Source organism: Rhodovibrio salinarum DSM 9154, from assembly GCF_000515255.1.
GTDB lineage: Bacteria > Pseudomonadota > Alphaproteobacteria > Kiloniellales > Rhodovibrionaceae > Rhodovibrio > Rhodovibrio salinarum.
The window spans coordinates 1,996,640-2,020,733 of sequence record NZ_KI911559.1 but is presented as its reverse complement, the minus strand read 5'-3'; the positions used below and the strand labels follow the sequence as shown (position 1 = coordinate 2,020,733).

Annotated in this window: 22 protein-coding genes; 12 read left to right on the top strand and 10 right to left on the bottom strand. The window is 66.2% G+C overall.

All coding sequences use genetic code 11. The features are described from left to right. The first annotated feature begins 16 nt into the window (after window positions 1-16). From topA to RHOSA_RS21580, 3 genes are all read left to right on the top strand, one after another. On the top strand, window positions 17-2,812 hold the full coding sequence (gene topA / locus RHOSA_RS21590; RefSeq protein ID WP_051431994.1) for a type I DNA topoisomerase: 2,796 nt from the start codon (window positions 17-19) through the stop codon (window positions 2,810-2,812). Between the two features lie 51 nt (window positions 2,813-2,863). Then, entirely contained in the window at window positions 2,864-5,320 is a 2,457-nt protein-coding gene (rnr, locus tag RHOSA_RS21585; RefSeq protein ID WP_215905000.1) for a ribonuclease R, read from the top strand. Between the two features lie 256 nt (window positions 5,321-5,576). Continuing rightward, entirely contained in the window at window positions 5,577-7,244 is a 1,668-nt protein-coding gene (locus RHOSA_RS21580) for a S41 family peptidase (RefSeq protein WP_051431993.1), read from the top strand. A gap of 47 nt (window positions 7,245-7,291) precedes the next feature. On the opposite strand, the gene RHOSA_RS0109355 is transcribed toward RHOSA_RS21580, so the two are convergent. Further along, window positions 7,292-8,434: an ISAs1 family transposase gene (locus RHOSA_RS0109355; RefSeq protein ID WP_027288460.1), complete on the bottom strand. Its 1,143-nt coding sequence runs from the start codon at window positions 8,432-8,434 to the stop codon at window positions 7,292-7,294. Between the two features lie 202 nt (window positions 8,435-8,636). On the opposite strand from RHOSA_RS0109355, the gene rpmG reads away from it, so the two are divergent. Further along, window positions 8,637-8,804 (top strand): 50S ribosomal protein L33, encoded by a 168-nt coding sequence (gene rpmG, locus RHOSA_RS0109350; protein ID WP_027288459.1) that lies wholly within the window; start codon window positions 8,637-8,639, stop codon window positions 8,802-8,804. 95 nt (window positions 8,805-8,899) lie between these two features. Here rpmG and RHOSA_RS0109345 read toward each other — a convergent pair whose 3' ends face one another. After that, complete coding sequence (locus tag RHOSA_RS0109345; protein ID WP_027288458.1) at window positions 8,900-9,523, bottom strand: SAM-dependent methyltransferase; 624 nt, start codon at window positions 9,521-9,523, stop codon at window positions 8,900-8,902. A 201-nt stretch (window positions 9,524-9,724) separates the two neighbouring features. On the opposite strand from RHOSA_RS0109345, the gene RHOSA_RS0109340 reads away from it, so the two are divergent. Beyond that, entirely contained in the window at window positions 9,725-10,261 is a 537-nt protein-coding gene (locus RHOSA_RS0109340) for a DUF2867 domain-containing protein (protein ID WP_027288457.1), read from the top strand. A gap of 11 nt (window positions 10,262-10,272) precedes the next feature. Here the strand turns inward: RHOSA_RS0109340 and RHOSA_RS0109335 are convergent, their stop codons facing one another. Both RHOSA_RS0109335 and RHOSA_RS24185 read right to left on the bottom strand, forming a co-directional pair. Continuing rightward, window positions 10,273-10,500 carry a hypothetical protein gene (locus RHOSA_RS0109335; RefSeq protein ID WP_027288456.1) on the bottom strand — a complete coding sequence of 76 codons (228 nt, stop codon included), beginning with the start codon at window positions 10,498-10,500 and terminating at the stop codon, window positions 10,273-10,275. A gap of 71 nt (window positions 10,501-10,571) precedes the next feature. After that, complete coding sequence (locus RHOSA_RS24185) at window positions 10,572-11,690, bottom strand: hypothetical protein (RefSeq protein ID WP_051431992.1); 1,119 nt, start codon at window positions 11,688-11,690, stop codon at window positions 10,572-10,574. 198 nt (window positions 11,691-11,888) lie between these two features. Here RHOSA_RS24185 and RHOSA_RS0109325 point away from each other — a divergent pair, with 198 nt between their 5' ends. The 3 genes from RHOSA_RS0109325 (at window position 11,889) to RHOSA_RS21570 (ending at window position 13,817) form a co-directional block, all read left to right on the top strand. Then, window positions 11,889-12,512: a glutathione S-transferase family protein gene (locus RHOSA_RS0109325; RefSeq protein ID WP_027288455.1), complete on the top strand. Its 624-nt coding sequence runs from the start codon at window positions 11,889-11,891 to the stop codon at window positions 12,510-12,512. A gap of 133 nt (window positions 12,513-12,645) precedes the next feature. Next, window positions 12,646-13,113 (top strand): RidA family protein, encoded by a 468-nt coding sequence (locus RHOSA_RS0109320; protein WP_027288454.1) that lies wholly within the window; start codon window positions 12,646-12,648, stop codon window positions 13,111-13,113. 332 nt (window positions 13,114-13,445) lie between these two features. Further along, window positions 13,446-13,817, top strand: coding sequence for a hypothetical protein (locus tag RHOSA_RS21570; protein WP_156092638.1), 372 nt, complete (start codon window positions 13,446-13,448; stop codon window positions 13,815-13,817). 414 nt (window positions 13,818-14,231) lie between these two features. On the opposite strand, the gene RHOSA_RS0109310 is transcribed toward RHOSA_RS21570, so the two are convergent. After that, window positions 14,232-15,251: an SMEK domain-containing protein gene (locus RHOSA_RS0109310; protein WP_156092636.1), complete on the bottom strand. Its 1,020-nt coding sequence runs from the start codon at window positions 15,249-15,251 to the stop codon at window positions 14,232-14,234. 162 nt (window positions 15,252-15,413) lie between these two features. Here RHOSA_RS0109310 and RHOSA_RS0109300 point away from each other — a divergent pair, with 162 nt between their 5' ends. After that, window positions 15,414-15,809 carry a hypothetical protein gene (locus RHOSA_RS0109300; RefSeq protein WP_027288452.1) on the top strand — a complete coding sequence of 132 codons (396 nt, stop codon included), beginning with the start codon at window positions 15,414-15,416 and terminating at the stop codon, window positions 15,807-15,809. A gap of 2 nt (window positions 15,810-15,811) precedes the next feature. Here RHOSA_RS0109300 and RHOSA_RS0109295 read toward each other — a convergent pair whose 3' ends face one another. Continuing rightward, entirely contained in the window at window positions 15,812-16,906 is a 1,095-nt protein-coding gene (locus RHOSA_RS0109295; protein ID WP_027288061.1) for an IS630 family transposase, read from the bottom strand. Between the two features lie 70 nt (window positions 16,907-16,976). On the opposite strand from RHOSA_RS0109295, the gene RHOSA_RS25725 reads away from it, so the two are divergent. Both RHOSA_RS25725 and RHOSA_RS26060 read left to right on the top strand, forming a co-directional pair. Next, the gene (locus tag RHOSA_RS25725) at window positions 16,977-17,912 is read left to right on the top strand and encodes a hypothetical protein (RefSeq protein WP_027288451.1); all 936 of its coding nucleotides are present in this window, start codon (window positions 16,977-16,979) and stop codon (window positions 17,910-17,912) included. Continuing rightward, window positions 17,884-18,306 carry a DUF488 family protein, N3 subclade gene (locus RHOSA_RS26060; RefSeq protein ID WP_169816619.1) on the top strand — a complete coding sequence of 141 codons (423 nt, stop codon included), beginning with the start codon at window positions 17,884-17,886 and terminating at the stop codon, window positions 18,304-18,306. Before RHOSA_RS25725 ends, RHOSA_RS26060 begins: the two co-directional genes overlap by 29 nt. Window positions 18,307-18,335: 29 nt before the next feature. Here RHOSA_RS26060 and guaA read toward each other — a convergent pair whose 3' ends face one another. The 4 genes from guaA to guaB form a co-directional block, all read right to left on the bottom strand. Continuing rightward, window positions 18,336-19,904, bottom strand: coding sequence for a glutamine-hydrolyzing GMP synthase (gene guaA, locus RHOSA_RS0109275; protein WP_027288450.1), 1,569 nt, complete (start codon window positions 19,902-19,904; stop codon window positions 18,336-18,338). 106 nt (window positions 19,905-20,010) lie between these two features. Continuing rightward, on the bottom strand, window positions 20,011-20,565 hold the full coding sequence (locus tag RHOSA_RS0109270) for a GNAT family N-acetyltransferase (RefSeq protein WP_027288449.1): 555 nt from the start codon (window positions 20,563-20,565) through the stop codon (window positions 20,011-20,013). Further along, on the bottom strand, window positions 20,562-21,968 hold the full coding sequence (locus RHOSA_RS0109265; protein ID WP_027288448.1) for an RsmB/NOP family class I SAM-dependent RNA methyltransferase: 1,407 nt from the start codon (window positions 21,966-21,968) through the stop codon (window positions 20,562-20,564). The genes RHOSA_RS0109270 and RHOSA_RS0109265 overlap by 4 nt, the downstream gene beginning before the upstream one ends. A 30-nt stretch (window positions 21,969-21,998) precedes the next feature. Then, complete coding sequence (gene guaB, locus RHOSA_RS0109260; RefSeq protein ID WP_027288447.1) at window positions 21,999-23,453, bottom strand: IMP dehydrogenase; 1,455 nt, start codon at window positions 23,451-23,453, stop codon at window positions 21,999-22,001. 184 nt (window positions 23,454-23,637) lie between these two features. On the opposite strand from guaB, the gene RHOSA_RS0109255 reads away from it, so the two are divergent. After that, complete coding sequence (locus RHOSA_RS0109255; RefSeq protein ID WP_027288446.1) at window positions 23,638-24,087, top strand: host attachment protein; 450 nt, start codon at window positions 23,638-23,640, stop codon at window positions 24,085-24,087. Window positions 24,088-24,094: the final 7 nt, after the last annotated feature.

Genomic DNA, 24,094 nt, shown 5'->3' with positions numbered 1-24,094 from the left:
TCAGCCTGGTTAAAGCATGAACGTCGTCATCGTCGAATCTCCGGCCAAGGCCCGGACGATCAACAAATACCTAGGCCGCGACTTCCACGTGCTGGCGTCGTACGGGCACGTGCGTGACCTGCCGTCCAAGGACGGCTCGGTGCGTCCGGACTCCGACTTCGAGATGGACTGGGAGGTGGATTCCCAGGCCGAGAAGCGGATCAAGGAGATCGCCAGCGCGGTCAAGGGCGCCGACGCGCTCTATCTCGCGACTGACCCCGACCGCGAAGGCGAAGCCATCTCCTGGCACATCCTGGAGGAGTTGCGCCGCCGGCGTGTGCTTGGCGAGAACCTCGCGATCCGCCGGGTAGCGTTCAACGCGATCACCAAGTCGGCCATTCAGGAAGCCTTCGAGCAGCCGCGCGACCTGAACCGCGAGCTGATCGAGGCCTACCTCGCCCGCCGCGCGCTCGACTACCTGGTTGGCTTCACGCTGTCTCCCGTGCTCTGGCGGAAGTTGCCGGGCTCCAAGTCGGCCGGCCGCGTACAGTCGGTCGCGCTGCGCCTGATCTGCGAGCGCGAGGCCGAGATCGAGGCCTTCCGGCCGCAGGAATACTGGACGATCGACGCCCACCTGACGGCCCAGCAGGGCGGTCAGTTCACCGCCCGCCTGACCCATTTGGACGGCCAGCGGCTCGACAAGTTCGGCCTGCCCAACGCGCAAAGCGCCGAGGCCGCCAAGGCGAAGCTGGAGAACGCCAACGACTTCAAGGTCGCCGGCGTCGAGCGCAAGCAGAGCAAGCGCAATCCGCAACCGCCCTTCACCACCTCCACCCTGCAGCAGGAAGCTTCCCGCAAGCTCGGCTTCGGCGCCAGCCGCACCATGCAGGTCGCCCAACGCCTGTACGAGGGTGTGGAGATGAACGGCGAGGCCGTCGGCCTGATCACCTACATGCGGACCGACGGCGTCCAGATCTCGCAGGAGGCGCTGACCCAGACCCGCGATCTGGTGAACCGGCGTTTCGGCAGCGACTACCTGCCCGACAAGCCGCGGCAGTATGCCACCAAGGCGAAGAACGCCCAGGAGGCGCACGAGGCGATCCGCCCGACCGACCTGTTCCGCACCCCGGAAGACGTGCGCAGCGTTCTCAACGACGAGGCTTACAAGCTCTACGAGCTGGTCTGGAAGCGTACGGTCGCCAGCCAGATGGAAAGCGCGCGCCTGGATCAGGTGCAGGCGACCATCCGGGTCGACTACGACTTGGCGCAGCTCCGCGCCAACGGCTCGACCGTGACTTTCGACGGCTTCTACCGCCTGTACCGGGAAAGCCGGGACGAAGAGAGCGAGAGTTCGGACAGGTCGGGCACCGAGGACGACAAGCGCCTACCGCCGCTCAAGGAAGGCGAGCCGACGCAACGCGACAAGATCGTCGAGGAGCAGCACTTCACGCAGCCGCCGCCGCGCTACTCCGAAGCGAGCCTGGTGCGCCGGCTGGAAGAGCTCGGCATCGGCCGGCCGTCGACCTACGCCTCGATCCTGCAGGTCCTGCAGGATCGGCAGTACGTCAAGCTGGACAAGCGCCGCTTCGTGCCGGAGGACCGCGGCCGGCTGGTGACCGCGTTCCTGTCGTCCTTCTTCGACCGCTATGTCGAATACGACTTCACGGCCAAATTGGAGCAGCAGCTCGACGACATCTCCGGCGGCAAGGCCGATTGGAAACAGGTGCTGCGCGACTTCTGGGAGCAGTTCAAGACCGAGGTCGACCGCACCAAGGGCCTGAAGATGGCCGACGTGATCGACGCCCTGGACGAGGAACTGGGCCCGCACTTCTTCCCCGCCGATCCGAACGACGAGACCCACGAGCCGCGTACGTGCCCGAACTGCGGCGGCCGGCTGGGACTCAAGATCGGCCGCACAGGCGGTTTCATCGGCTGCGGCAACTATCCGGAGTGCAAGTACACCCGCCCGCTGATCGCCCCGGCCCCGGGTGAAGCGCCGCCGGAGGGCGACACGGGCCCGAAGGAACTCGGCGCCGAGCCTGACACGGGCGAATCCATCACCCTTAAAAAAGGTCCCTACGGGCCTTACATCCAACTCGGCGAGGCGCAGAAGGGCAAGAAGCCCAAGCGCGTCTCCCTGCCCAAGGATTACGACCCGGCCGAGCTGACGCTGCACCGCGCGCTCAAGCTCCTGGAGCTGCCGCGGGAAGTGTGCAAGCACCCCTCGGACGGCGAGCCCATCCTGGCCGGCATTGGCCGCTACGGGCCCTACGTCAAGCACGGCAGCACCTACGTTTCGCTCGGCCCAGACGACGATGTGCTGGAGATCGGGCAGAATCGGGCGGTCACGCTGATCGACGAATCGCCGAAGAAGAAGCGGCAGTCGAACCAGATCCAGCTGGGCGAGCACCCGCGCGAAGGCGGCGCGGTCACCGCAGGCCAGGGCCGCTTCGGCCCCTACGTCAAGCACGGCCGGCTGTATGCATCCCTTCCCAAAGGGACAGAGCCGGAAAGCGCGACGCTGGAGCAGGCGATCCCGCTGTTGGACGAGCAGGCCGCGAAAAAGGGCAAGGGCGGCAAGTCGACGAGCACTGCCAAGTCCGGCACCGCCAAGTCTGGCACCAGCAAATCCGGGACGGGCAAGTCCGGGACCGGCAAGACGGCCGCAGGCAAGACCGGTAGCACCAAGTCGGCGACCAAGAGCAGCGCCAGCAAGAACACGACGCGCAAGACGACGTCGAAGAAGACAAGTAGCAGCAAGAGTTCTGCGTCCACGGGGACGACGGCAGCAAGCGGCAGCGACGCCGCCGACAGCTCCAGCAACCAAAGCTGAGCCGCGCCTGCCCCGAAGCGCAGCAAAGACGATAAGGATACGCCCCCGGAATTGGCGCACCATAAAGCCAAAGGACAGCCGTCCGGCGAGCTGCCCACGCGCGAACAACTGGTCCACTACATCGAGACCAGCGAAACCCCCGTTGAGAAGCGCGAACTGGTCCGCGCCTTCGGCCTGAAAGGCGCACAGCGCGCCTGGCTGAAGGACATGCTGCGCGACCTGGAAGAAGAAGGCCTGGTCGAGCGCGGCGAAAAGCGCACCTGGCAATCCGTCGGCGCCCTGCCCGAAGTCACGGTGATCGAGGTGACCGGGCGCGATCCCGACGGCGAATTGCTGGGACGTCCAGCAAATTGGCAGCGCGAAGCGGAACCGCCGCACATCTATATCCAACCCGAACGCGGCGGCCATCCGACACTTGAGGCCGGCATGCGGGTGCTTGCGCGCCTCAAGCGGGAAGCCGACGGCACCTATGACGCACGCACGATCCGCGTGCTCGGGGGGCCGCCGAAACGGGTGCTCGGCATCATCGAAGCGGGTGGTTTCCTGCGCCCCACCGACAAGCGGGCGAAGGGCGATTTCGTCTTGCGCAAAGGCGATCTGGCCGACGCCCAGGTCGGTGAATTCGTGCTCTGCCGGATCAAGCCCAGCCACAAACGCGCCGGCGGCGGCGCCACCGAAGTGCTGGTCGAGGAACGTCTGGGTCACGTCGACAGCCCCCGGGCGGTCAGCCTGATCGCGATCCACGAACACGACATTCCGACCGACTTCCCTGACGCGGCGATCGACCAAGCCAATCAGGCCAAGGCCATCACACCGGCCGGCCGCACCGACCTGCGCGATGTCCCGCTGATCACGATCGACGGCGCGGACGCCAAGGACTTCGACGACGCGGTCTATGCCCAGGCAGACACGGCCGAGGATAATCCAGGCGGCTACCGGATCATCGTCGCGATCGCCGACGTGGCGCACTACGTCCGTTCCGGCAGTGCGCTCGACAAGACCGCTTACCAGCGCGGCAACTCCGTCTACTTCCCCGACCGCGTCGTGCCGATGCTGCCCGAGGCGCTGTCGAACGGCTGGTGCTCCCTGCGCCCGCACGAGGACCGCGGTTGCCTGGCGGTCGAGATGCGGATCGACCGGGACGGCCACTTCAAGGGCAAGCACCGCTTCATGCGCGCCATCATGCGCTCGTCCGCGCGCCTGACCTACGAACAGGTGCAGGCGGCCAAGGATGGCCAGACCTCGGAGCTGACCGCCCCGCTCCTGGAGCCGGTGATCGAGCCGCTGTACGGCGCCTTCCATGCCTTGCTGCGCAACCGCCAGCAGCGCGGCACCCTCGACCTCGACCTGCCCGAGAAGCAGGTGGTGGTGAACGACCAGGGCGAGGTCACCGGGATCGAGGCGCGCGAGCGGCTGGACGCGCACCGCCTGATCGAGGAATTCATGATCGCGGCCAACGTGGCCGCCGCCCAGACGCTGGAGCGCAAGCAGGCGCCTTGCATGTATCGCGTCCACACCCCGCCGGACGAGGACAAGGTGGACGCCCTGCGCGAGACGCTGAAGAGCTACGGCATCAACCTTGCCAAGGACCAGTCGGCCCGGCCGGAGGCGTTCGGCCGCGTGCTGGAACAGGTGAAGGGGCGGGCCGAGGCGCCGATGCTGAACCAGATGGTTCTACGCTGCCAGTCGCAGGCCTACTACTCGCCGGACAACGAAGGGCATTTCGGCCTCGCGCTCGACCGCTACGCTCACTTCACCTCGCCGATCCGCCGCTATGCCGACCTGCTGGTCCATCGCGCGCTGATCGACGCGCTACAGCTGGGCGAAGATGGCCTGCGCCCGGGCGAATCCGACCAGTTCGAGGAGATCGGCGAGCACATCTCCGCAACCGAGCGCCGGGCGCAGAGGGCGGAATACGACGCGATCGACCGGTTCACCGCCGCCTTCCTGAAGGAGCAGGTCGGCGCGCAGTTCCAGGGCCGCGTGGGCGGCGTCACCCGGTTCGGCCTGTTCGTCACCCTGACCGAAACCGGCGCCGACGGACTGGTGCCGATCAACACCCTGCCCAACGACTTCTACAAGCACGAGGAATCCCGCCACCGCCTGGTCGGCGAGCGCTGGGGGCGGGTTTACCGGCTCGGCGACAAGGTGCGTGTGCGCCTGACCGAGGCCGATCCGATCACGGGCGGCATCGTGTTGGAGATGGTCGAGGTGATCGCCACCGCCTCCGGTGACAAGCCGGAGGACGAGCCGGTCACCCCTGGTGGTCCCGGCAAGGGCCAGCGCCGCCATGCCGCGCGCACCGGCAAAACCGCGCGCGAGGCCGACAAGAAAAAGAAAGCGGCCACGAAAAAGGCGAAGAAGGCCGGTGGACCCCCGTCCTCAAACAAGGCATCGCAGAAGAAGACGTCTCCGAAAACTGCCGGTGACAGGCCTGCAGCCAAGTCGGGCAAGCCGAAAAAGACCGGCAAGCCGGCCCGCAAGGCCAATGCCAAGCCGAAGATGTAGCGCGCGGCCCCGGTGGTCGTCCTGCTCCGCAGACCGCCGTCAGGCGCGCGTATCGAAGGACCGTGACCGGCCCCAACATCCGCGCGTGGCCGCCTTCGCCCCCGAGACAGCGACACAACAAGCGAGTTTAACGTCTTCTTGACGTCCGCTGCCGGACACTCGTTCAGGATTTGCCCGAAAGCGGGTAAAATGCAGGTAGAACTGCGGAGTCGACCCCGATACCATACGGGGCACCTCTGACGAGGCGGAGCTGGACATGGCGTTCAGACTGGGCAATCGGCGAAATCTGCCACCGCAGGATGTCGCGGAGACCATGCAAACCGATGGGCCCTGCGCGCCCCTACGAACGCGGCTGAGCCAACGCCTGCAACAGGGTTTGGGGCGCACCGCGCGCGCGGGCGCAATCTCGCTCGCCCTGTTCCTGGTCGCCGCTGCTGGCATGGACCAGCGCGCGATCGGCAGCGACTACAATGCCTATCAGGCCAGTCGCCTGTTCGCTGCCGGCTATAACGACATCTCCAAGATCTATATCGAGGATGTAGCGCTGCCGCCGCTCGTGCTCGATGGCCTGCGTGCCTTGCGCAGCCTGGACGACGGCTTCGCCGTCGCCCGGCGCGATGGTGAACTGGTCGTACAGGTCGACGGCCACCGGGTCGGCAGCTACCACGTGCCCGCCCCGCGCGACACCGATGCTTGGGGCGCCGTGACCGCCGGCGTGATCGACCTTGCCCTGCGGTCGTCGAGCGATCTGTCCGGGCACAGCGCAGAAGATCTGTACGCGCGGGTATTCGACGGTGTGCTGGATCGCCTGGACGGCTATTCCCGCTACGCCGGCGCCGACGCCGCGCAGCAGAATCGCGCCAGCCGCGATGGCTTCGGCGGAATCGGCGCGCGCGTCCAAGCCAGCAAGCAGGGCATCGAGGTTCTGTCGGTGCGCAGCGGCAGCCCGGCGGCCAGCATGGGACTCACGGCCGGCGACATCATCGTGGCGATCGACGGCAGCCCGACCACCGCGCTCAGCCAACGCCAAGCGATCGACCGCCTGCGCGGTCAGGTCGACAGCCGGCTAACGCTCACTGTGAACCCCAAAACGGGCTCCAGCACGCGTACCCTGCGTCTACGCCGGGCCCACATCGTCCCCCAGACGGTGAAGGCACACGCCGAAGGTCGCCTGGCGGTGATCGAAATCAGTGGCTTCAACCAGGACACCACGCATTCGCTGGAACAGGCGATCAATGCGTTGAACGCGGAAATGGGCGAACACTTGGCCGGCTACGTGCTCGATCTGCGCGGCAACCCAGGCGGGCTACTCGATCAGGCCGTCGACGTCGCGGACCTGTTCGTGCGCCATGGCCGGCTGGTCTCGACCCACGGGCGGCATCCGGACAGCCATCAGTACTTCACCGCCCGCCCGGACGACGTTGGCGACGACCGTCCGCTGGTGGTGCTGGTCGACAGCGGCTCCGCCTCCGCCGCGGAGATCGTCGCGGCAGCGATTCAGGACAACCGCCGCGGGGTCATCGTCGGATCACTGACCTATGGCAAGGGGACAGTCCAGACCGTCCTGCGCCTACCGAACCGGGGCGAGCTGACCCTGACCTGGGCCCGCTTCCACGCGCCCTCCGGCTACGCGCTTTCCGGACGCGGGGTCACCCCGGACGTGTGCACCAGCCGTTCGCCGGACCCCACGCTAGACGCCGTGTTGGCCGAGTTGAGCGACCTGACGCAACGGCGCAGCCGTGCTGACGCCCAACTCTCCGGGCGCGGCGACCTGCCCAATGATACCGCCGCCACGGTCGACTGCCCCAGCCGGCCGGCCGGCTCCCCCACCGACATGGCCGTCGCCCGGCGTCTGCTGACCGATCGCACGCTCTATCGTAGCGCCAGCGCAGACGCCCCGGCGATCGCCCAGGCTGCACGGTAACCGTAGACAGATACCCTCTGTCCGACGCCCACGGCAACGAGTCCGGGTTAACGGGCGGCAGAGGTGAGGATCTTCTGGAGGTAGTCGGTGTTCCAGCCGGCGATTTTCCGGGCGGTTTTCAGGGAGTTTTTGTCTTTGCCGCGTCGCAGGATGTTGAAGGCGAAGCGCCTGACCAGCGCCATGTTCTTGGCGCCGTGCCCGCGGCGCAGGCGTGAGAGGTCCTCCTTGAAGGTCACGTCGAGCACCCAGTGCAGACTCTCGATCCCCCAGTGGCCGCGGATCGCCTGGGCGGCGCGCTCGGGGGTGAGTTTGGCAGAGGAGAGGTAGTACCGGATCTGCTCGCTGACGTGGCCGGCCTTCTCGCTGCGAGTGGTCGTCTGGATCAGGCAGGCCAGGCCGGGAAACCGCGGTTCGCCGGGATAGCGCCGGTTGCCGCCGAGCCACGCGATATCATGGCAGACCCGGTAGGTCCGGGTTTCCAGCCGGCCATGGTCCTTGTCGACGACCTCCAGACTGGGCAGCCCGGCGCTGGCGGGGTCGGTGAAGAAGAGGTCGGCCTCCGCGTGTAGGCTGGGCTGGTTGGCCTTGAGCGCGACGACGTAATCCGCTCCGGCCTCCTGGATCGCGGCGGCGACCGCGGGCGTGGCGCCGATCGCGTCCACAGTGACCAAAGCGCCGTTGACCGGCAGGCGCCCCAAAATGGCGCGGATCGCTGCGGTCTCGTTGGCTTTGTCCGGCACGGCTTCCTGCGCCAGGACGAGGCGCTCGTTGGACGCCCAGGCGGAGACCAGATGAAGCGCCGCCTGGGCGGCATTGGTATCGTGGCTGCGCCGCAACGTCTTGCCGTCGAGCGCGACGACCTCGGGGCCATCTGGCCGCAAGTCGGCCACCCAGGCCATGAACGCCGCCTCGAACAGCGCGGGATCGATCCGGTTCATCACAGTTCGCAGCCAGTCCTCCTTGGGCACGCCGAAGTAGAACTCTCCGTGTTGGCGCAGGAACGCCACGTGGCTGTCGCCCCAAGCCACGATCTCGTCGTAGTCATCGCATCCAGCGATGGTGGCGCTGGTCACCAGGAACAACAGCTCCGACAGCTGGAAGCGAACCCGCCACGGATCGCGGGGATCCTCGACCCGGCTGAAGTGCTGCAACAAGAGGCGCAGACTATCGCGGGGCGGCGCCTGATCCATCCGCAGGTCTCCTTTCGAACCGGGGAAACCTGTTTGAATCAAACCGCTCCGCGTCGGCACCAGCGAAATCCGTACCTCACCGCGTTAACCTGAGCAGGTTGCCGTGGTCCGACGCCCCTGGACTTGACAGGTCGCTGGCCGCAAGTATCTTGCGGCGCCAGTCAACCCCCTTCATCGCCCGCGAGCGCGAGGAACCGAAACCATGGCCAAGCCAACCACGCAGCAGATCAAGCTCGTGAGCACCGCCGATACCGGCTACTTCTATGTGACCAAGAAGAACACGCGCGCGACCACGGAAAAGCTTCAGCTGAAGAAGTACGATCCGAAGGCGCGCAAGCACGTGATCTTCAAGGAATCCAAGATGAAGTAAGCGCGCTTTTCCGCGCTGATCTTACGCGGCGGAGCCGGTTTCCGAACGGAAGCCGGCCCCGTTTCGTTGCTGCCCAGCGGCGATTTCCGGCCGTGTTACGCCGGCTTGCGCGCCACCAGCTCGATCAGCGCGGACAAGCCATCGTGGCCGCTGCCTTCACGCATCCGGGCATCGTAGCTGTCGCTGTGCAGCCACTCCAACTGACCGAACTGCGCGTGCAGCAGATCCATCGTGTACATATGCTCCCGCTGCGGCGGACCGCCCGTGCCGTAGTCGACCTGCTCCGGCCGGTAGCCCTGCAGGAACAAGAGCCCGCCCGGCTTGAGCGCCCGGACCATGCGGGCGAACAGCTCCTCCCGCGTACCTGGCGGGGCAAACTGGATGAAGATCGCCACCACAGCGTCGAACGCCCCCTCGCCCATGTCGAAGGTGGTGATGTCGGCCAGCCGCAGGTCGAGCGTGACCCCGCGGGCCGCGGCCAGCGCTTTCGCTTTCTCCACCCCGCGTGCTGAGATGTCGATACTGATCACGTCCAGGCCCTGCTGGGCCAGCCACACGCCATTGCGGCCTTCACCATCGGCCACCGCGAGGGCGTGTCCGCGGCCCGGCAACCGCCATCCCTCGCGCGCCAGGAAGGCGTTCGGCTCGGTCCCGAACAGGTAGTTGTCCTCGGCATAGCGGCCGTCCCAGAAATGCGCGGCATCGTCGAACTGCGGCATGGATCGGTGTTCTCCTGGATCGTCGTGGGCTGAAGCCGCGCTGCATCGCGATTGCCGGGAGATCGCACGACTTCGGTCAGCTTCCAACATAGGGGTGCCCGTGCAGCCCGTCATCCATGGCGGGTGGACGCGGCGGCTGCGTGCGTTAGGCTCCCGCCGACAGGTCACCCGCGCACCGCAATGTCGAGGACCCGGCGGCCCATGGATCATCGCCGATACAGGAGCTATCGCCGCTTCCGCTACAGCGCCGGCGGTGCCGCGCAGACGCGCGCATCGCAGCAGGCGCTTTTCGACGTCGTCTCGGATATCGGCGGGGAGAACCGCTACTACACCCTGAACGCGCTCTGGACGGTACGCGAGTTGATGGACGCGGCGCTGGGCGGGAATGGGCTGCGCCACGCGCGCCCGCATGACCGGGAGCTTCGCCCGGGCGACCGGATCGACAGCTGGGAAGTGCTGGACGTCGTCGCGCCGACGCATCTGGCGCTGATCTTCGGCATGCGGGCGCCGGGGCGCGGCGTGCTGGCCTTCGATATCGACGCAACGCGTCGGACGAACCGCCTGACCGCAACCGCCTATTGGGAGCCGGACGGCCTCGCCGGCGTGCTGTACTGGCGGGCGATGCAGCCCGCACACCTGGTCCTGTTCGACCGCCTGACGCAGGAGATCTGCCGGCGCGCGCTGGACGCCGAGCACGGCTCAGGCACGCACCATCCCCACACCGCCGCCTCGTCCTGACACCATCGGGGTCAGTCCCAGGGACCGCGCTGCTGGCCGGGGTCGAACGACTTGCGCCGGCTGTAGGCATCGAGCGTGTTGTGTCCGACCAGGGCGCCGACCACGCCGCCAACACCGGCCAGGAACAAGAAGCCGATTTCCAGCAGCACGCCGACCAGCAATGCCCCCGCCCCGGCGATCCCGAGCGCGATGATACCGAGTGTGAGGGCCTGCGGCAGCCGGTCATGCTTCCCCCTCACCGCACCCTCCCTACGCTTGATCGATCTACGCCCCAATAAGCTATGGCCGTGGCCCTGGGCGTCCAGAGCCATCAGGCGTCCTGCGGACCGCCGGTGATCCAGACCAGGGAAGCCACGCCCTGTTTGCGGAGCAGGTCGTGGCTGCCTTGCGCGATCCGGCCGACCGGCAAGCGCAGTGGCCCCGCGGGCTCCATCAGAACGAACGTGCGCCCGTCCAACTCCAGCGTGCGATCGCCCGGCCGGACCGGCAGATCGGCCGCGAGGACGGCATGGCCCGGCAGCAGCACGATCGCGGTCGCAATTTCGGGGGACAGCGTCCGCATCAGGGCGGCAAGCGCGGTCGCCTTGCTGTCGCAGTCGCCGCGATTGACGTGCAGCAGCTCGGCCGGAACCGCGAAGCCGGTCCCGTCGGTCGCCCCGCGAACACGCAGTTCGTCGTAGGGGATCTGCTGCATCAGCGCGAGCGCGAGGTCGATCCGCCGACGTGGGTCGCGGCTGCCGGCGGCGCGTGCGATCGCGCGAGCCATTGGCTGCAGCAGCCCCGCCTGCCCGCGCGCCAGCGCCGCGTAGTCGGGGCGGATCAGGTTCCCGAGGTTGGGGTCGCGAACGTAGTTCAGCTTGGCCAACAACTCGTCGCGCACCCCCTCGGCATAGGCGCGCAGGTCGCGGCGCTGCTGCTGTTTGAGGCGGGCACTCGCCCGGCGGATTTGCTGTTTCAGGCGCCGGCCCGTGCGCTCTACCTGGGCCTGCGTGACGCCTTGGCCCTTGAGCGACCAGCTCAGCCTCTGTTCATCGAGGGTATAGGTCATCTCGATGCCGTCCGGCAGCGTGCCCTGGAGCGCCTCCAGGCGCGCGCGTATGCCCGCGCGCCACGTCTGGCGGCTATCTTCCGCGTAGCGACGGACCTGACGGTCCAGCCGCCCCTTCACCGCGTCGGACTGTAGCGGCGTCAGGCCTTGGCGCGCTTCGGCGTATGCCTCGGCCGGCAACGCGAAGGACACCGTGCGCATGTCCCCGTCCGCCCTGCGCACGCGGTAGTCGAACTGCACGCGCTCACCCAAGGTCTCGATCGAGCGGCGCCCCTGGGCCTCTGCGTCGCGGGCTGGCGCGCCCCCAACCGCGGACGGCTGCGCGCCGGCGAGCAAAGCCCCAAGGATAAGTGGCAGGATCACGGAACGCGGATACGGCATGGTCGGCGAGTATCGACTCGCACACTATGCCGGTCAAAGGGCCAATGTGTGCCGCCCTGGGACAGCACAGAACGGGGGCGCCGGCGCGGGGGAGGTTCGATCCGGACGGTCGGTCGTGATCTTCCTCGTCCTCTGGCGGATCGGCCGCTAGGCTGACGGCCCGCCATCCGTTTTCGATCCCAACGAGGACCTTCGCCCATGCTGACGCTCTACGGCCGACCGAACTCGCTCAACGTGCAGAAGGCGATGTGGGCGATTGGCGAACTCGGTCTCGCCCACGAGCGAATCGACATCGGCCGCGGCCACCGGGAGGAAGGCGGCACACCATGGTTCCGCGCGCTCAACCCCAACGGCAAGGTGCCGGTGCTGGTCGACGGGGACCGGGTGATCTGGGAGTCCAACGCGATCGTGCGCTACCTGGCCGCGCAGTACGATCCGGGCGGCCTGTGGCCTGAAACCGCCGGCGAGCGCGGCGAGGCGGACCAGTGGATGGACTGGCAGCAGACCGCCCTGTTGTCGTCGTTCAATCCAGCTTTCTGGCAACTGATCCGGACGCCAGAAGCCGACCGCGACCTGGATTTGGTCGCCCGCTGCGAGGCCGCATCCGACCAGGCCTTTTCGCTCCTGGATCAGGCGCTTGAGGCGCGCGCCTTCATCTCGGGCGACCGCCTCACCATGGGCGACATCCCGCTCGGCGTCTGCGCCTACCGCTGGTACCAGTTGCCGATGCGCCGATGTGACCTGCCGAACGTCGCCGCCTGGTATGCCCGTCTGACGGAGCGGCCGGCGTTCCGCCAGCACGTGATGATCCCACTAACCTGATTCCCGCAGTCAGGCAGCGGCGCGTCCACGCCGAGCCTCGTCGCGCCTTGACGATTGCGTCCATGTGCCAGGGGCCTAGGCTCTGGCACCGTGATCACTGCATCCACCGGAAACAGACAGGGGAGAGACAACGATGGCCGGGACGGTCGAGACGCGCATGCAGGATAAGGGGATCGAGCTGCCGCAGGTGACGACGCCGCAGGGCGCCTATCTGCCTTACGTGATCAGCGGCAACCTGGTGTTCATGGCCGGCCAGCTGCCGATGCTGAACGGCGAGATCCAGGTCAAGGGCAAGCTGGGCGACGACGTCAGCCTAGAAGACGGTCAGAAGGCGGCACGCATCTGCGGGCTCAACCTGATCGCCCAATTGCGCCAGGCACTCGGCGGCGACCTGGACCGCGTGGTTCGGGTCGTGAAGCTGACCGGCTTCGTCAACGCCGTGCCGGACTACGAGGGCCAGCCGAAGGTGATCAACGGCGTCTCCGACCTGATGGCCGAGGTGTTCGGGGACTCCGGCGCCCACGCCCGCGCGGCGGTCGGCGCCGGGTCGCTGCCGCTCGGCGTCGCCGTCGAGGTCGAGGGCATCTTCGAGATCAAGTAGCCGCGCAGGAACCGCAAACCTCCGGTTTATGAGACGGGTGAGGGGAACTCCGCGGCGCGTGCGGCGGACTCCCCTCGCCTGTCCGCGCCCTTGCGGGAGGGAAGCCTGCTACCAGGCTGTTCGGATAAGCTGACGCAGCAGCCAACGACTGCTATTTTTATTTATTTCTGAACAACTTACGACCTACCCCTAGCAACGCGCGTCACCGGCGACGCGCCAGCACGCCTGTCATCACCGTCCGACCCCAACACGCCTGAACCGGCTTGCCGGCCTCATATGTTCACTCTATGTTCTCACTTAGCGGGCATCGGTTTGGAACCAGGGCGAATGCGATGGGTCGGATCAAGGAAGCGGCGCAACGAAAGGCGGACGCTCGGCTCGGCGCCGCCACGCTGGGTGAACTGGCGGTCAGTAGGGTGGGCGTCTTCTGTCAGTGCAACCGCTGCGGCCACACTGCGGTGCTGGAGATCGGCCGGCTGCTCGAAGACCTGGGTCCGGCCTTCCCGGTACCGGAAGTCGGCGGCCGGCTGCGCTGCACCGGCTGCAATGGCAAAGACATCGCCACCCACCCTGCCCGGCCCGACCAGAGCCGCAACAAACCGCTCCCGGAAGCGAGGGGCGTAGAAACGGCGGCGTCAGCACAGCCCGTGCAGACGCCCGCCATGCCCATGCCCGCAGCACCCGCGCGCGGCGGCAGACACTAGGCGAACAGGCTAAGCCCCCGCCACGTGCGTCGGGTCACTCCCACTCGATTGCTCAGAATAGATTTAACCTGTTGTTTTGGAATCGTAATTTCCGACTCTACTACTCCGCAAACCGGCACCCAGCCCGTCAGAAATTGGCGCTGCTGATTTCGCGGATCTTTTTGATCTCAAACCATAGATTCGCTTTTCGCGTACAGTCGCAACCAATCGGGCCTTTCTTCTCCCAGGCTGGCCATTAACGCCCCCAACCGGCTTCAGCGATCTACCGCTGCCATACTACTCCAACGCTTGCGCAGCCATGCCGAGACCCACCCGTGTGCACGCTACGCCGCTATTAGCTGGGCACACACGACTAGAGAATCCCATCAGCTTTAGACGGCTCACGCTTCGCTCTCGCCCCCACTCCTCGGCCATTTAGAAGTCGGAGAAGTCTAGTGTGACAAGAGGCTTGCGCAAATCGAGCTTCAGGTCTTCTACATATTCAATGAACGTAAGGTGGAAGCAGTCGCCGGCACCAGGAAAGTGGATACGCCAGTAATAGGCCTCACCATGATTATCCGGCTCGTTGATGCTCAGAAGACTAGCCTCCGACAGAAGTGCTAGATCACCGTCAAGGTCGTCCCCATGGTATATCCGACGGAGTTTAGGATCGCTGACGCGGAAGCTGTCATCGAAACCCGTCGAGCGCTCGTCCCTCCGCTCGAGAAGGAACTTGAACACTTCTCGAGTCAGGCGCGGCAGAGCAGACAATCGGTGGCTCAGCTCGGCAATCGCCTTCTCCGCTTCGGTACGGTCGATCGGCGTGCCCTTGGCCTCGAAGTGCGCTTCGATCTTTGCGGCACCAGAAAGCTGCGGGCGCGGCAGAGCCTCGATCAGGTTGTCAATGCTCGTCGGAAACCGGCCCTCCTCATCCGGGATCTCAAGCTCTATCCGAACACGGCGCGTCTCGCGCGAAATGTAGCCCTGAAGATCGACCAGCTTGTCGATCGAGAGCGACATTATCCGGCCGCAAACGTCATTGAAATCCCAGACCATGTGGGGGGTAAAGCCGAAGCTTGCATAAGGCTCGCCGGTAAAGGTGTATGAGCCCTGCTTCTCTCCGATCACGAGCACGCGGATGTTCGTGTACTTCACCCGTTGGTCAGCGTCGATCTTCTCCAATGTCTCCTTAACCTTCGCGCCTGACTTGTCGGCAGTGACTTGAAAGGCCCAACCGCTTGTCGAATCACCGAGATCGAGGCCAGGATTGTTCGAATGCTCAGCATTGAGATTGGACAGACCGAGGCCGAGAGCCCGATTCAATACCTCTTTTGCGAAATCCTCGATATGGGTGTGTATATCGAAGAGGTGAAGGCGCGCGCGCTGCTTGGCTTGGGCGTCGATCCCCGCCAGGTCGTCGACGATCTGGCCGATCAGGTGTCCTCGCGTTAGCATAGGCTTGCTCCTTTGCGGCCTATCGGATCAGCTGATGCCTTTAGTCCCGCCCAGCTCTAGTCCTACGTCCTCTCACGACTGGCAGCGAGATGTCCGGGCGCTGCACAACACTGTCCACTTCTACCCTGACGGGAGCATCCCGCCAAAGCTAGGCCTGACCCCATGCTCCTCTCGATCCCGTCTAAGCTGGATGATCTGGCGCCATACCTCACCCGCTTTCTCGATCTCGCGGGCCCGGAGCGCTGGTTCAAGCGATGCGATCAGCTCGACGCAGACCAGCACCGTTCGCCTTACCGGTGGAAGATCGTCTCGGACTACCATTGGCTAGAGATGGCGCTTGGCTTCCAGGCTGACGTTTTCGCCAAGCATGGCCGCCTCCTGCCAGAACTCGTGGATGGGCGTATCCTCGCGTCACTGAACTTCGCCGCAACAGCAACAGAGATCTACGCCCACCTGCCGCCAAAGGGGCGGCAGGTGCTTGAGGGACGCCTGCGAGACTCGCTTAAGGCCGAAACCGGTTTTGCTCCGCTGTATCTGGAACTGGCCCTAGTCACCTGAATCTAAAGTTCGGCGCATAGGGTTTGCTCCGTTCGCTGGCAGAACCGCTTGACGGCGGCGAGTATTTCGTCGGCGGATTTGACCCATTTGTAGGGTTTTGGATTTTCGTTATGCGCCTTGATGAAGGCAGCGATATCGGCTTCCAGTTCGGTGGTCGAGCGGTGAACGCCGCGTTGCAACTGCTTGCGGGTCAGTTCCGCGAACCAACGTTCGACCTGGTTGATCCAGCTTGCCGATGTGGGGGTGAAGTGGACGTGCCAGTGCGGGCGGCGTGCCAACCAGGCCTTGATGCTCGGTGCCTTGTGGGTGGCGTAGTTATCCATCACCAGATGCACGTCCGGCCCCTTCGGCACGGCAGCATCGACCTTCTTGAGAAAGTCCAGGAACTCTGTCGTCCGGTGGCGCTTGTAACATTTCCCGATCACCGCCCCTGTGGCGATGTCGAGCGCAGCAAAGAGTGACGTGGTGCCATAGCGAATGTATGTGTGGGTTCGCCGCTCGGCGACACCCGGCGCCATCGGCAGCACCGGTTGCTCGCGATCCAGCGCCTGGATCTGGGATTTTTCGTCCACGCACAACACAATGGCCCGGTTCGGCGGCGACATGTAAAGGCCGACGATGTCCTGCACCTTGTCGACGAATAGGGGATCGGTCGAGAGCTTGAACGTCTCGCTCCGGTGTGGCTGCAGGCCGAAGGCTGTCCAGATCCGCCGGATCGTGGTGTGCGACAGCCCGCTCTCGGCGGCCATGGTTCGGATCGACCAGTGGGTGGCGTCCCTGGGCGTGGTGTGCAGCGTGCGCTCGATCACATCGGCAACCTGGTCGTCCGAAACTGTGCGCGGCCGGCCGGGGCGATGTTCGTCCGTGAGGCCCTCGATCCGGTCCTTCACGAACCGTCTGCGCCACTTTCCAACCGTGTGCTCATGCACACCGAGCCGGTTCGCGACTTCCTTACTCTGCAAACCCTGAGCACAGAGAAGGATCATTCGGCAGCGATCCGAAAGCGACCGTGCCGCCTTATGCCGACGAACCTGCGCTTCGAGAAAAACCTGCTCCTCGTCACTCAGAACAACTGCATCCGCCACCCGACCTGACATCCCATCATCTCCCGAAACTGATCCAGTAAATGATATGAATTACAGTTCCAGAAGACTAGCTCAGCGCCTCATGGACGCCGGCTACGAGGTCGAGTTCGGTGACATGGCGGGCACCTCCCAGTACGATCTTCTGTTCAGCCGCGGCGCGTTCGTCGGTGAGGTGGAGTGCAAGAGCCTCTCGGCTGATGCGGGCCGCCAGATCCATCGCAAGGACTTCTACCGCTTTATGGAGTCGATTGCGACGGCGTTGGCCGCACAGGCCGAGCAGCGGCGGCAGGAGGTGCTCCTCATCACGCTAGCTGCCCGGCTACCCTCGAACACGAATGAGCAGAAGCCCTTGGTGAAGGCGGTTGACTCGCTCATGCACGACGGCACGCGGCGAATTGGTCTGGGTGATGGCTTCCGCCTGGAGCTTCACCCCTATGCCGAGTGCTTCGGTACGGCGCAGCTCATGGACCAGAAGGCCTACTATAGAGCTTGCGGCAAAGCCTTTGGACAGAACACCCATGTCGCCGGGAACTTGACCGAGGATGGAGGCTGTCTCGTCGTGATGCGGAGCAACCGAGAGGACGATCCATCCAAGCCGAAGCTCGAGGCAATGCGAAAGGCAGCCGTCCAGTTCACCGGCGAACGCCCGGCCTTCATCGCCATCCAGGAGCATGGCATCGAGCCCGCCGACCTGATGCTTCCACACATACGGCGTAAAACCGGTATCCTGTCATATGCCTTGTTCGGGCATTACGGGGCCACCCACGTCAACGCAGTCTACATCACCGGCTTCGGCGCCGTCGTCGCTCGCGATGGCCAGATCGGCACGCCAGCCTTCGCAGTGCCGAATCCCGAGCCGAAGTTCGACATCAGCCCCGCTGACGCCGCGCCTTTTCTCGTCTCTATCTCCGATGCCGACTACGCCGCAGCTGTCGGCGCTCCGCTGCCGGCTACCAACATTTCCAACATTTCGTTGGATCTGGGAGCGGATGAGGAACTCCCTACCGACACCGCTTGAGGAGTTTGTAAGCTCCGTACGCATTCAAAATGGCATTCGCCACATCACTCCCGCGAAATGCGCGCATGTCTCTCACCGCTTTTCTATTCTAGTCCGCCGCGCGGTTGGCCCGCTCGGTAATCTCAGCGCAGCGCGCATCGCCGACCTGGACAAGCGCGCCCTCGCCCGCCTGGCCGAGACCCTCAACCGCCACCGCTTCGTCCCCGGCGGCACCGAGGGCTACCGCACGGCCGAGGTGACCCTGGGCGGCGTCGACACCCGCGGCCTGGACCTGCTGGCCGCCCTCTCCCACACCGGCAACTTCTCGGTCGGCTGCTACTGCGCGCGCGAAGACCGCTGCCACCGCTCCGTCCTGCGCGCCCTGCTGGCAGAGCGGGGGGCAAAGATCGAATAGGCCCGGTCCGGTCGGCGCCGGCTAACGCCCTACTCCCACTCGATCGTTCCCGGCGGCTTGGAGGTGACGTCGTAGACCACCCGGTTGATGCCGCGAACCTCATTGATAATGCGGGTCGCGGCCTGCGACAGGAAGCTGTGGTCGAACGGATAGGACTCGGCCGTCATGCCGTCAACGCTCGTCACCGCACGCAGGGCGCAGACGTAGTCGTAGGAGCGCGCGTCGCCCATCACGCCCACCGTCTGCACCGGCAGGAGCACGGCAAACGCCTGCCAGATGGCGTCGTACAGGCCGGCCTCGCGGATCTCCTCGAGATAGATCCGGTCGGCCTTGCGCAGGATGTCCGCCTTCTCGCGCGTGACCCCGCCGGGGATGCGGATCGCCAGGCCCGGTCCCGGGAAGGGGTGTCGGCCAACCATGCGTTCCGGCAGGCCCAGTTCGCGACCCAGCGCGCGCACCTCGTCCTTGAACAGCTCGCGCAGCGGCTCGACCAGGTCCATGTCCATCCGCTCGGGTAGGCCGCCGACATTGTGGTGCGACTTGATGGTCTGCGACGGCCCGCCCTTGGGCGCCACCGACTCGATCACGTCGGGATAGAGCGTGCCCTGCACCAGGAAGTCGGCGCCGCCGATCTTGGTCGCCTCCTCCTCGAACACGTCGATGAAGGTGGTGCCGATGATCTTGCGCTTGGCTTCCGGGTCCGTAACGCCGTCCAGCTTGCCTAGGAACAGGTCCGAGGCATCGCGGTGTACCAGCGGGATGTTGTAGCTGTTGCGGAACAGCTCGGTGACCTGCGTCCCCTCGTCCGCGCGCATCAGGCCGTGATCGACGAAGATGCAGGTCAACTGCGCCCCGATCGCCTCGTGCACCAGCACGGCGGCGACGCTGGAGTCGACCCCGCCGGACAGGCCGCAGATCACCTTGGCGTCGCCCACCTGGGCGCGGATCTTGCGGATCGCCTCCTGCCGGAAGGCGGCCATCGACCAGTCGCCACGGCAGCCCGCGATCTCGCGCACGAACTGCTGGATCAGGCGGCCGCCGTCAGGGGTGTGCACCACCTCCGGATGGAACTGCACGCCGTAATAGCCACGCTCGGGATCGGCGATCGCCGCGCAGGGCGCGCCGTCGCTGGTGCCGACCACCTGGAAGCCGTCGGGCAGCGAAACCACGCGATCGCCGTGGGACATCCAGACCTGATGGCGCTCGCCCGCCTGCCAGACACCCTCGAACAGCGGCACGTCGGCGCCGATCTCGAGGAAGGCCTTGCCGAACTCCTGATGCTCGGAGCCCTCGACCCGGCCGCCCAACTGCTCGACCAGCGTCTGCTGCCCATAACAGATGCCGAGCAGCGGCACGCCCAGCTCGAACACCGCCTGCGGGGCGCGCGGCGAGCCTTCGCGCGTCACCGAGTCCGGTCCGCCGGACAGGATGATGCCTTTGGGGTCGTAGCCCCGAATCCGGCTTTCGTCGGCGTTGTAGGGCAGGATCTCGCAGAAGGTCCCGCTCTCCCGCACCCGACGGGCGATCAGCTGCGTCACCTGCGAGCCAAAATCGAGGATTAGAATGCAGTCGTGCTGCTGGGCGATGGCGTCGGTCATGGGAACTGTCTCGTCAGCGAAGGCGGGCGTGAAGTGCGGCGGAGGCTAGCGACGGCGCGGTGCGGCGGCAAGCGGGCGGCAGGGGTGGCGGGCACACACCTTCCCGCTACCCACCGGTCTGCTGCAGCCAGGTTTCCAGGTCGGGCCAGCCGTAGGCCACCTGGGTCAGGTTCTCGCCCGCGAAGTTCTCGATCCGCTCGGCGACTCGCTGACCGCCCATATGCTCGTAGAAGAAGCGCGCGGGGTTCTCCGCCAGCACCCAGATCAGGCAGCCCGGCGTCCCGGCCTCCCACAGACGGCGGAAGGTCGCGTGCATCAGCTGCTGGCCGATACCCTGGCCGTGCCAGTCCGGCAGCACATACAGCGCGAAGATCTCGCCGGTGTAGCCGAGGTCCGTGCCCCGCTGGCGACCGTACGACGCGAAACCGACCAGCGACTGCGCACCACTCTCGCCCCGGCGGACTTCGGCGACCACCGTGCGCTCGTCCTTCGACCGACGGGCCAGCATCTTGCGCCACGTGAAGGCCTGGCCCTGCTCGCTCATCCGCACCAGGTAGCTGTCCGGCACCACGCCGGCGTAGGCCGCGCGCCAGGTCTCGACATGCACATGGGCGATCGCCGCGGCGTCGGCGGGCTGGGCCAGACGGATGCTTGCGCTCATTTCCCGCCCCCGGCTCCCTGGGCCTGACGTTCGAACACCGCGAGGTAGAAGCCGTCGGTCCCGTGGCGTGCCGGCGTCAGGGTCAGGTCCTGGCCGTCGTTCGGCAGCACGCCGGTCGTATCCGTACCGACCCCTTCGGCCCAGACCTCGTCAATAGGCAACTGGCGAAACTCCGGATGAGCGGACTGAAAATCCCAGGTGCGCACACGGTTCTCTTGCGGCAACAGCGAGCAGGTGGCGTAGATCAGCCGGCCGCCTGGCTTCACCAGCTTCGCCGCTTGCGCAAGGATGCGATCCTGCGCCTGTGTACGCTGGGTGAGTGCATGCTCCGACAGACGCCAACGGCTGTCGGGCTGCCGGCGCCAGGCCCCAACTCCGGTACAAGGCGCGTCGATCAGCACGCGGTCGAAACTGCCGGCGTTCTCCTCCACGAAAGGGTCGCTCTCGCCATCCTGGTCGGTGGCCAGCATCCGCCGTTCGACATTCCGGGCGCCCGCCCGCTGCAACCGCGGCCCCGCACGGCCCAGCCGCTCGCCGTCGACATCGAGGGCCACCAGCCGGCCGCGGTCGTTCATCTCGGCTGCCAGGGCCAGTGTCTTGCCGCCAGCCCCGGCACAGAAGTCGCACACCGCCATGCCGGGCTTGGCCGCGACCAGAAGCGCGATCAGTTGCGAGCCCTCGTCCTGCAACTCGACGAAGCCATCGCGGTAAGGCGCGGTTGCCTGCACCGCCCGCCGGCCGGTCAAACGCAGGCCGAGCGGCGAATAGGCCGTGGGCTGGGTCTGGAGATCCTCGGCGGCCAGCGCCTCGGCGACCTCACGCGGACCGTCGGTCAGCAGGCGGTTGACGCGCAGGTCAACCGGAGCTTCCTGGCGCAACGCGGTCAGTTCCGCCTCGGTTGCCTCGCCAAACGCCTCTCGGAAGGCAGGCAGGAGCCACGCCGGCGTCTCCAGGCGTACCCAGTCCGGTTGGCGCGGGTCATCCAGCGTCTGTCCCTCCAGCGCGGACAGCAGCACCTGTTCAGCCTCGTCGGGCGGCGGCGGATTGTAGCCGGTGCCATCACACACGCCGGCCAGCTGCTCGACCGTCCATCCCTCGCCCAGGATCAACAAGGCGAACACACGGGCGCGCGGGGCCGGCGGCGTCTGGGCGGCCTGCTCGCCGACACTTTCCGAGCCGACATGCTCCGGATCGTGTCCCGCCGCCAGTGCCAACCACCAGGACGTCCGCGCCCGGGCGCGGATCGCGGCGAACACCAGGTCGGTCACCGCGCGCCGGTCCTTGGCTCCCATGAACCGGCGCTGACGCACGTACTCCTGCACGACCTGATCGGCTGGCCGGTCGTGCGCATCGACCTCCGCTAATAGCTCGATCGCTGCGGCGATCCGGGCGCCGGGGGTCATCGTCGCCCCCGTGCCTGACGGCCTCGGCCGTCAGTTCCGGTAGTTCGGAGCCTCGCGGGTGATGGTAACGTCGTGGACGTGGCTTTCGCGGATGCCGGCATTGGTGATCTGCAGGAACTTGGCGCGCTCGTGGAGCTCCGGGATGGTCGGGCAGCCGGTGTAACCCATCGCCGCACGCAGGCCGCCGACCAACTGATGGATCACCGTACCAGCCGGACCCTTGTAGGGCACCTGCCCTTCGATACCTTCCGGCACCATTTTCAGGCGATCCGACACCTCTTCCTGGAAGTAGCGGTCAGCGGAGCCGCGCGCCATCGCACCCATCGAGCCCATGCCGCGATAGGCCTTGTAGGTCCGGCCCTGGTAGAGGAACACCTCGCCCGGGCTCTCATCGGTGCCGGCCAAAAGCGACCCGATCATGCAGACGTCGCCGCCCGCGGCGATCGCCTTGGCGAGATCGCCGGAGAAGCGGATACCGCCGTCCGAGATCGCCGGCACGCCGTTGTCGTGGCAGACCTTGACCGTGTTCTGCAGGGCAGTGAGCTGCGGCACGCCGACGCCGGCCACGATCCGCGTGGTGCAGATTGAGCCGGGGCCGATACCGATCTTGACCGCGTCCGCGCCGGCGTCGATCAGCGCCTGGGCGCCCTCCCCGGTCGCGACGTTGCCGGCGACCACGTCGGCCTGGTTGGACAGCCGCTTGATCTGGCTGATCTGCTCCAGCACGCCGCGCGAATGGCCGTGCGCGGTATCGACCACGATCACGTCCGCCTCGGCCTCGAGCAGCGCCTCAGCGCGTGCCATGCCATCCTTGCCCACACCGGTCGCGGCGGCAACGCGCAGGCGGCCCTGGTCGTCCTTGCAGGCATCCGGGAAGGCGCTCGCCTTCTCGATATCCTTGACCGTGATCAGGCCGATGCAGCGGTAGCTCTCGTCGACCACCAGCAGCTTCTCAATGCGGTGCTGGTGCAACAGGCGCTTGGCTTCGTCGCGGCCGACGTTCTCCTTCACCGTGACTAGGTTGTCCCGTGTCATCAGTTCAGAGACCGGCTGCTTGCGGTTGGAGGCGAAGCGCACATCGCGGTTGGTCAACACGCCGACCAGCCGCCCCTGCTCTTCCGTCACCGGGATGCCGGAGATCTTGTGCCGGTCCATCAGCGCCAGCGCGTCGGCCAGCGTCTGTTCCGGGCGCACGGTGACCGGGTTGATCACCATGCCGCTTTCGTACTTCTTGACCGCCCGAACCTCGTCGGCCTGCTCGGGGATTTCGAGATTCTTGTGAATCACGCCGATGCCGCCGGCCTGCGCCATCGCGATGGCGAGCGCGCTTTCCGTCACCGTGTCCATCGCAGCGGACACCAACGGGATGCCCAGCTCGATCGAGCGGGTAAAGCGCGTGCGCGTATCGGTCTGGTTGGGCAGGACGGAGCTTTCGGCGGGCTCAAGGAGAACGTCGTCGAATGTGAGCGCCGTGCGCAGTTCCATGCCAAACAATCCTGTCCGCCGAATGTGGCGCCGCATCATACAGTCTGAACCCGACCTAACAAGGGGGCGTGACGACACGGCTGGCATGCCGCGTTGCGGGCCGCCGCCGGGCTACCTACATGCCTGAGAGGCAACCGCCAAAATCCGGGTAAAACAACAAGTTGAGCGGAGGTAATTGCTGGCCATGAAACCCATCCGAACCTGGATCCTCGTCGCCGACGGCGCTCGCGCCCGTTTTCTGGAGAACCATGGCCCCGGCAAGGGCCTTGAAGCCGCCCTCGACTCCGAGATGCAACAACACCTGCCGCCCAACCGCGAGCTGGTGACCGACAAGCCCGGCCGCGGCAGCAGCCCGGCCAGCGGCGGCCGCCACGCCGTCGCACCGCGCACCGACTGGCACACCTTCGAGAAGGAACGCTTTGCCCACCAGGTCGCCGAGACGCTCGATCACGCCCGCACCGAAGGTCGCTTCGACCGCCTGGTGCTGGTCGCCCCACCAAAGACGCTCGGCTGGCTGCGCGAACAGCTCAGCAAGCCGACCTACGCCAAGGTCACCGGCGAGATCGCCAAGGACCTGACCAACGCCAGCGACGCGGACCTGAAGGAACAACTTGGCGCGGTGATGGCAATTTGAGCTGCCG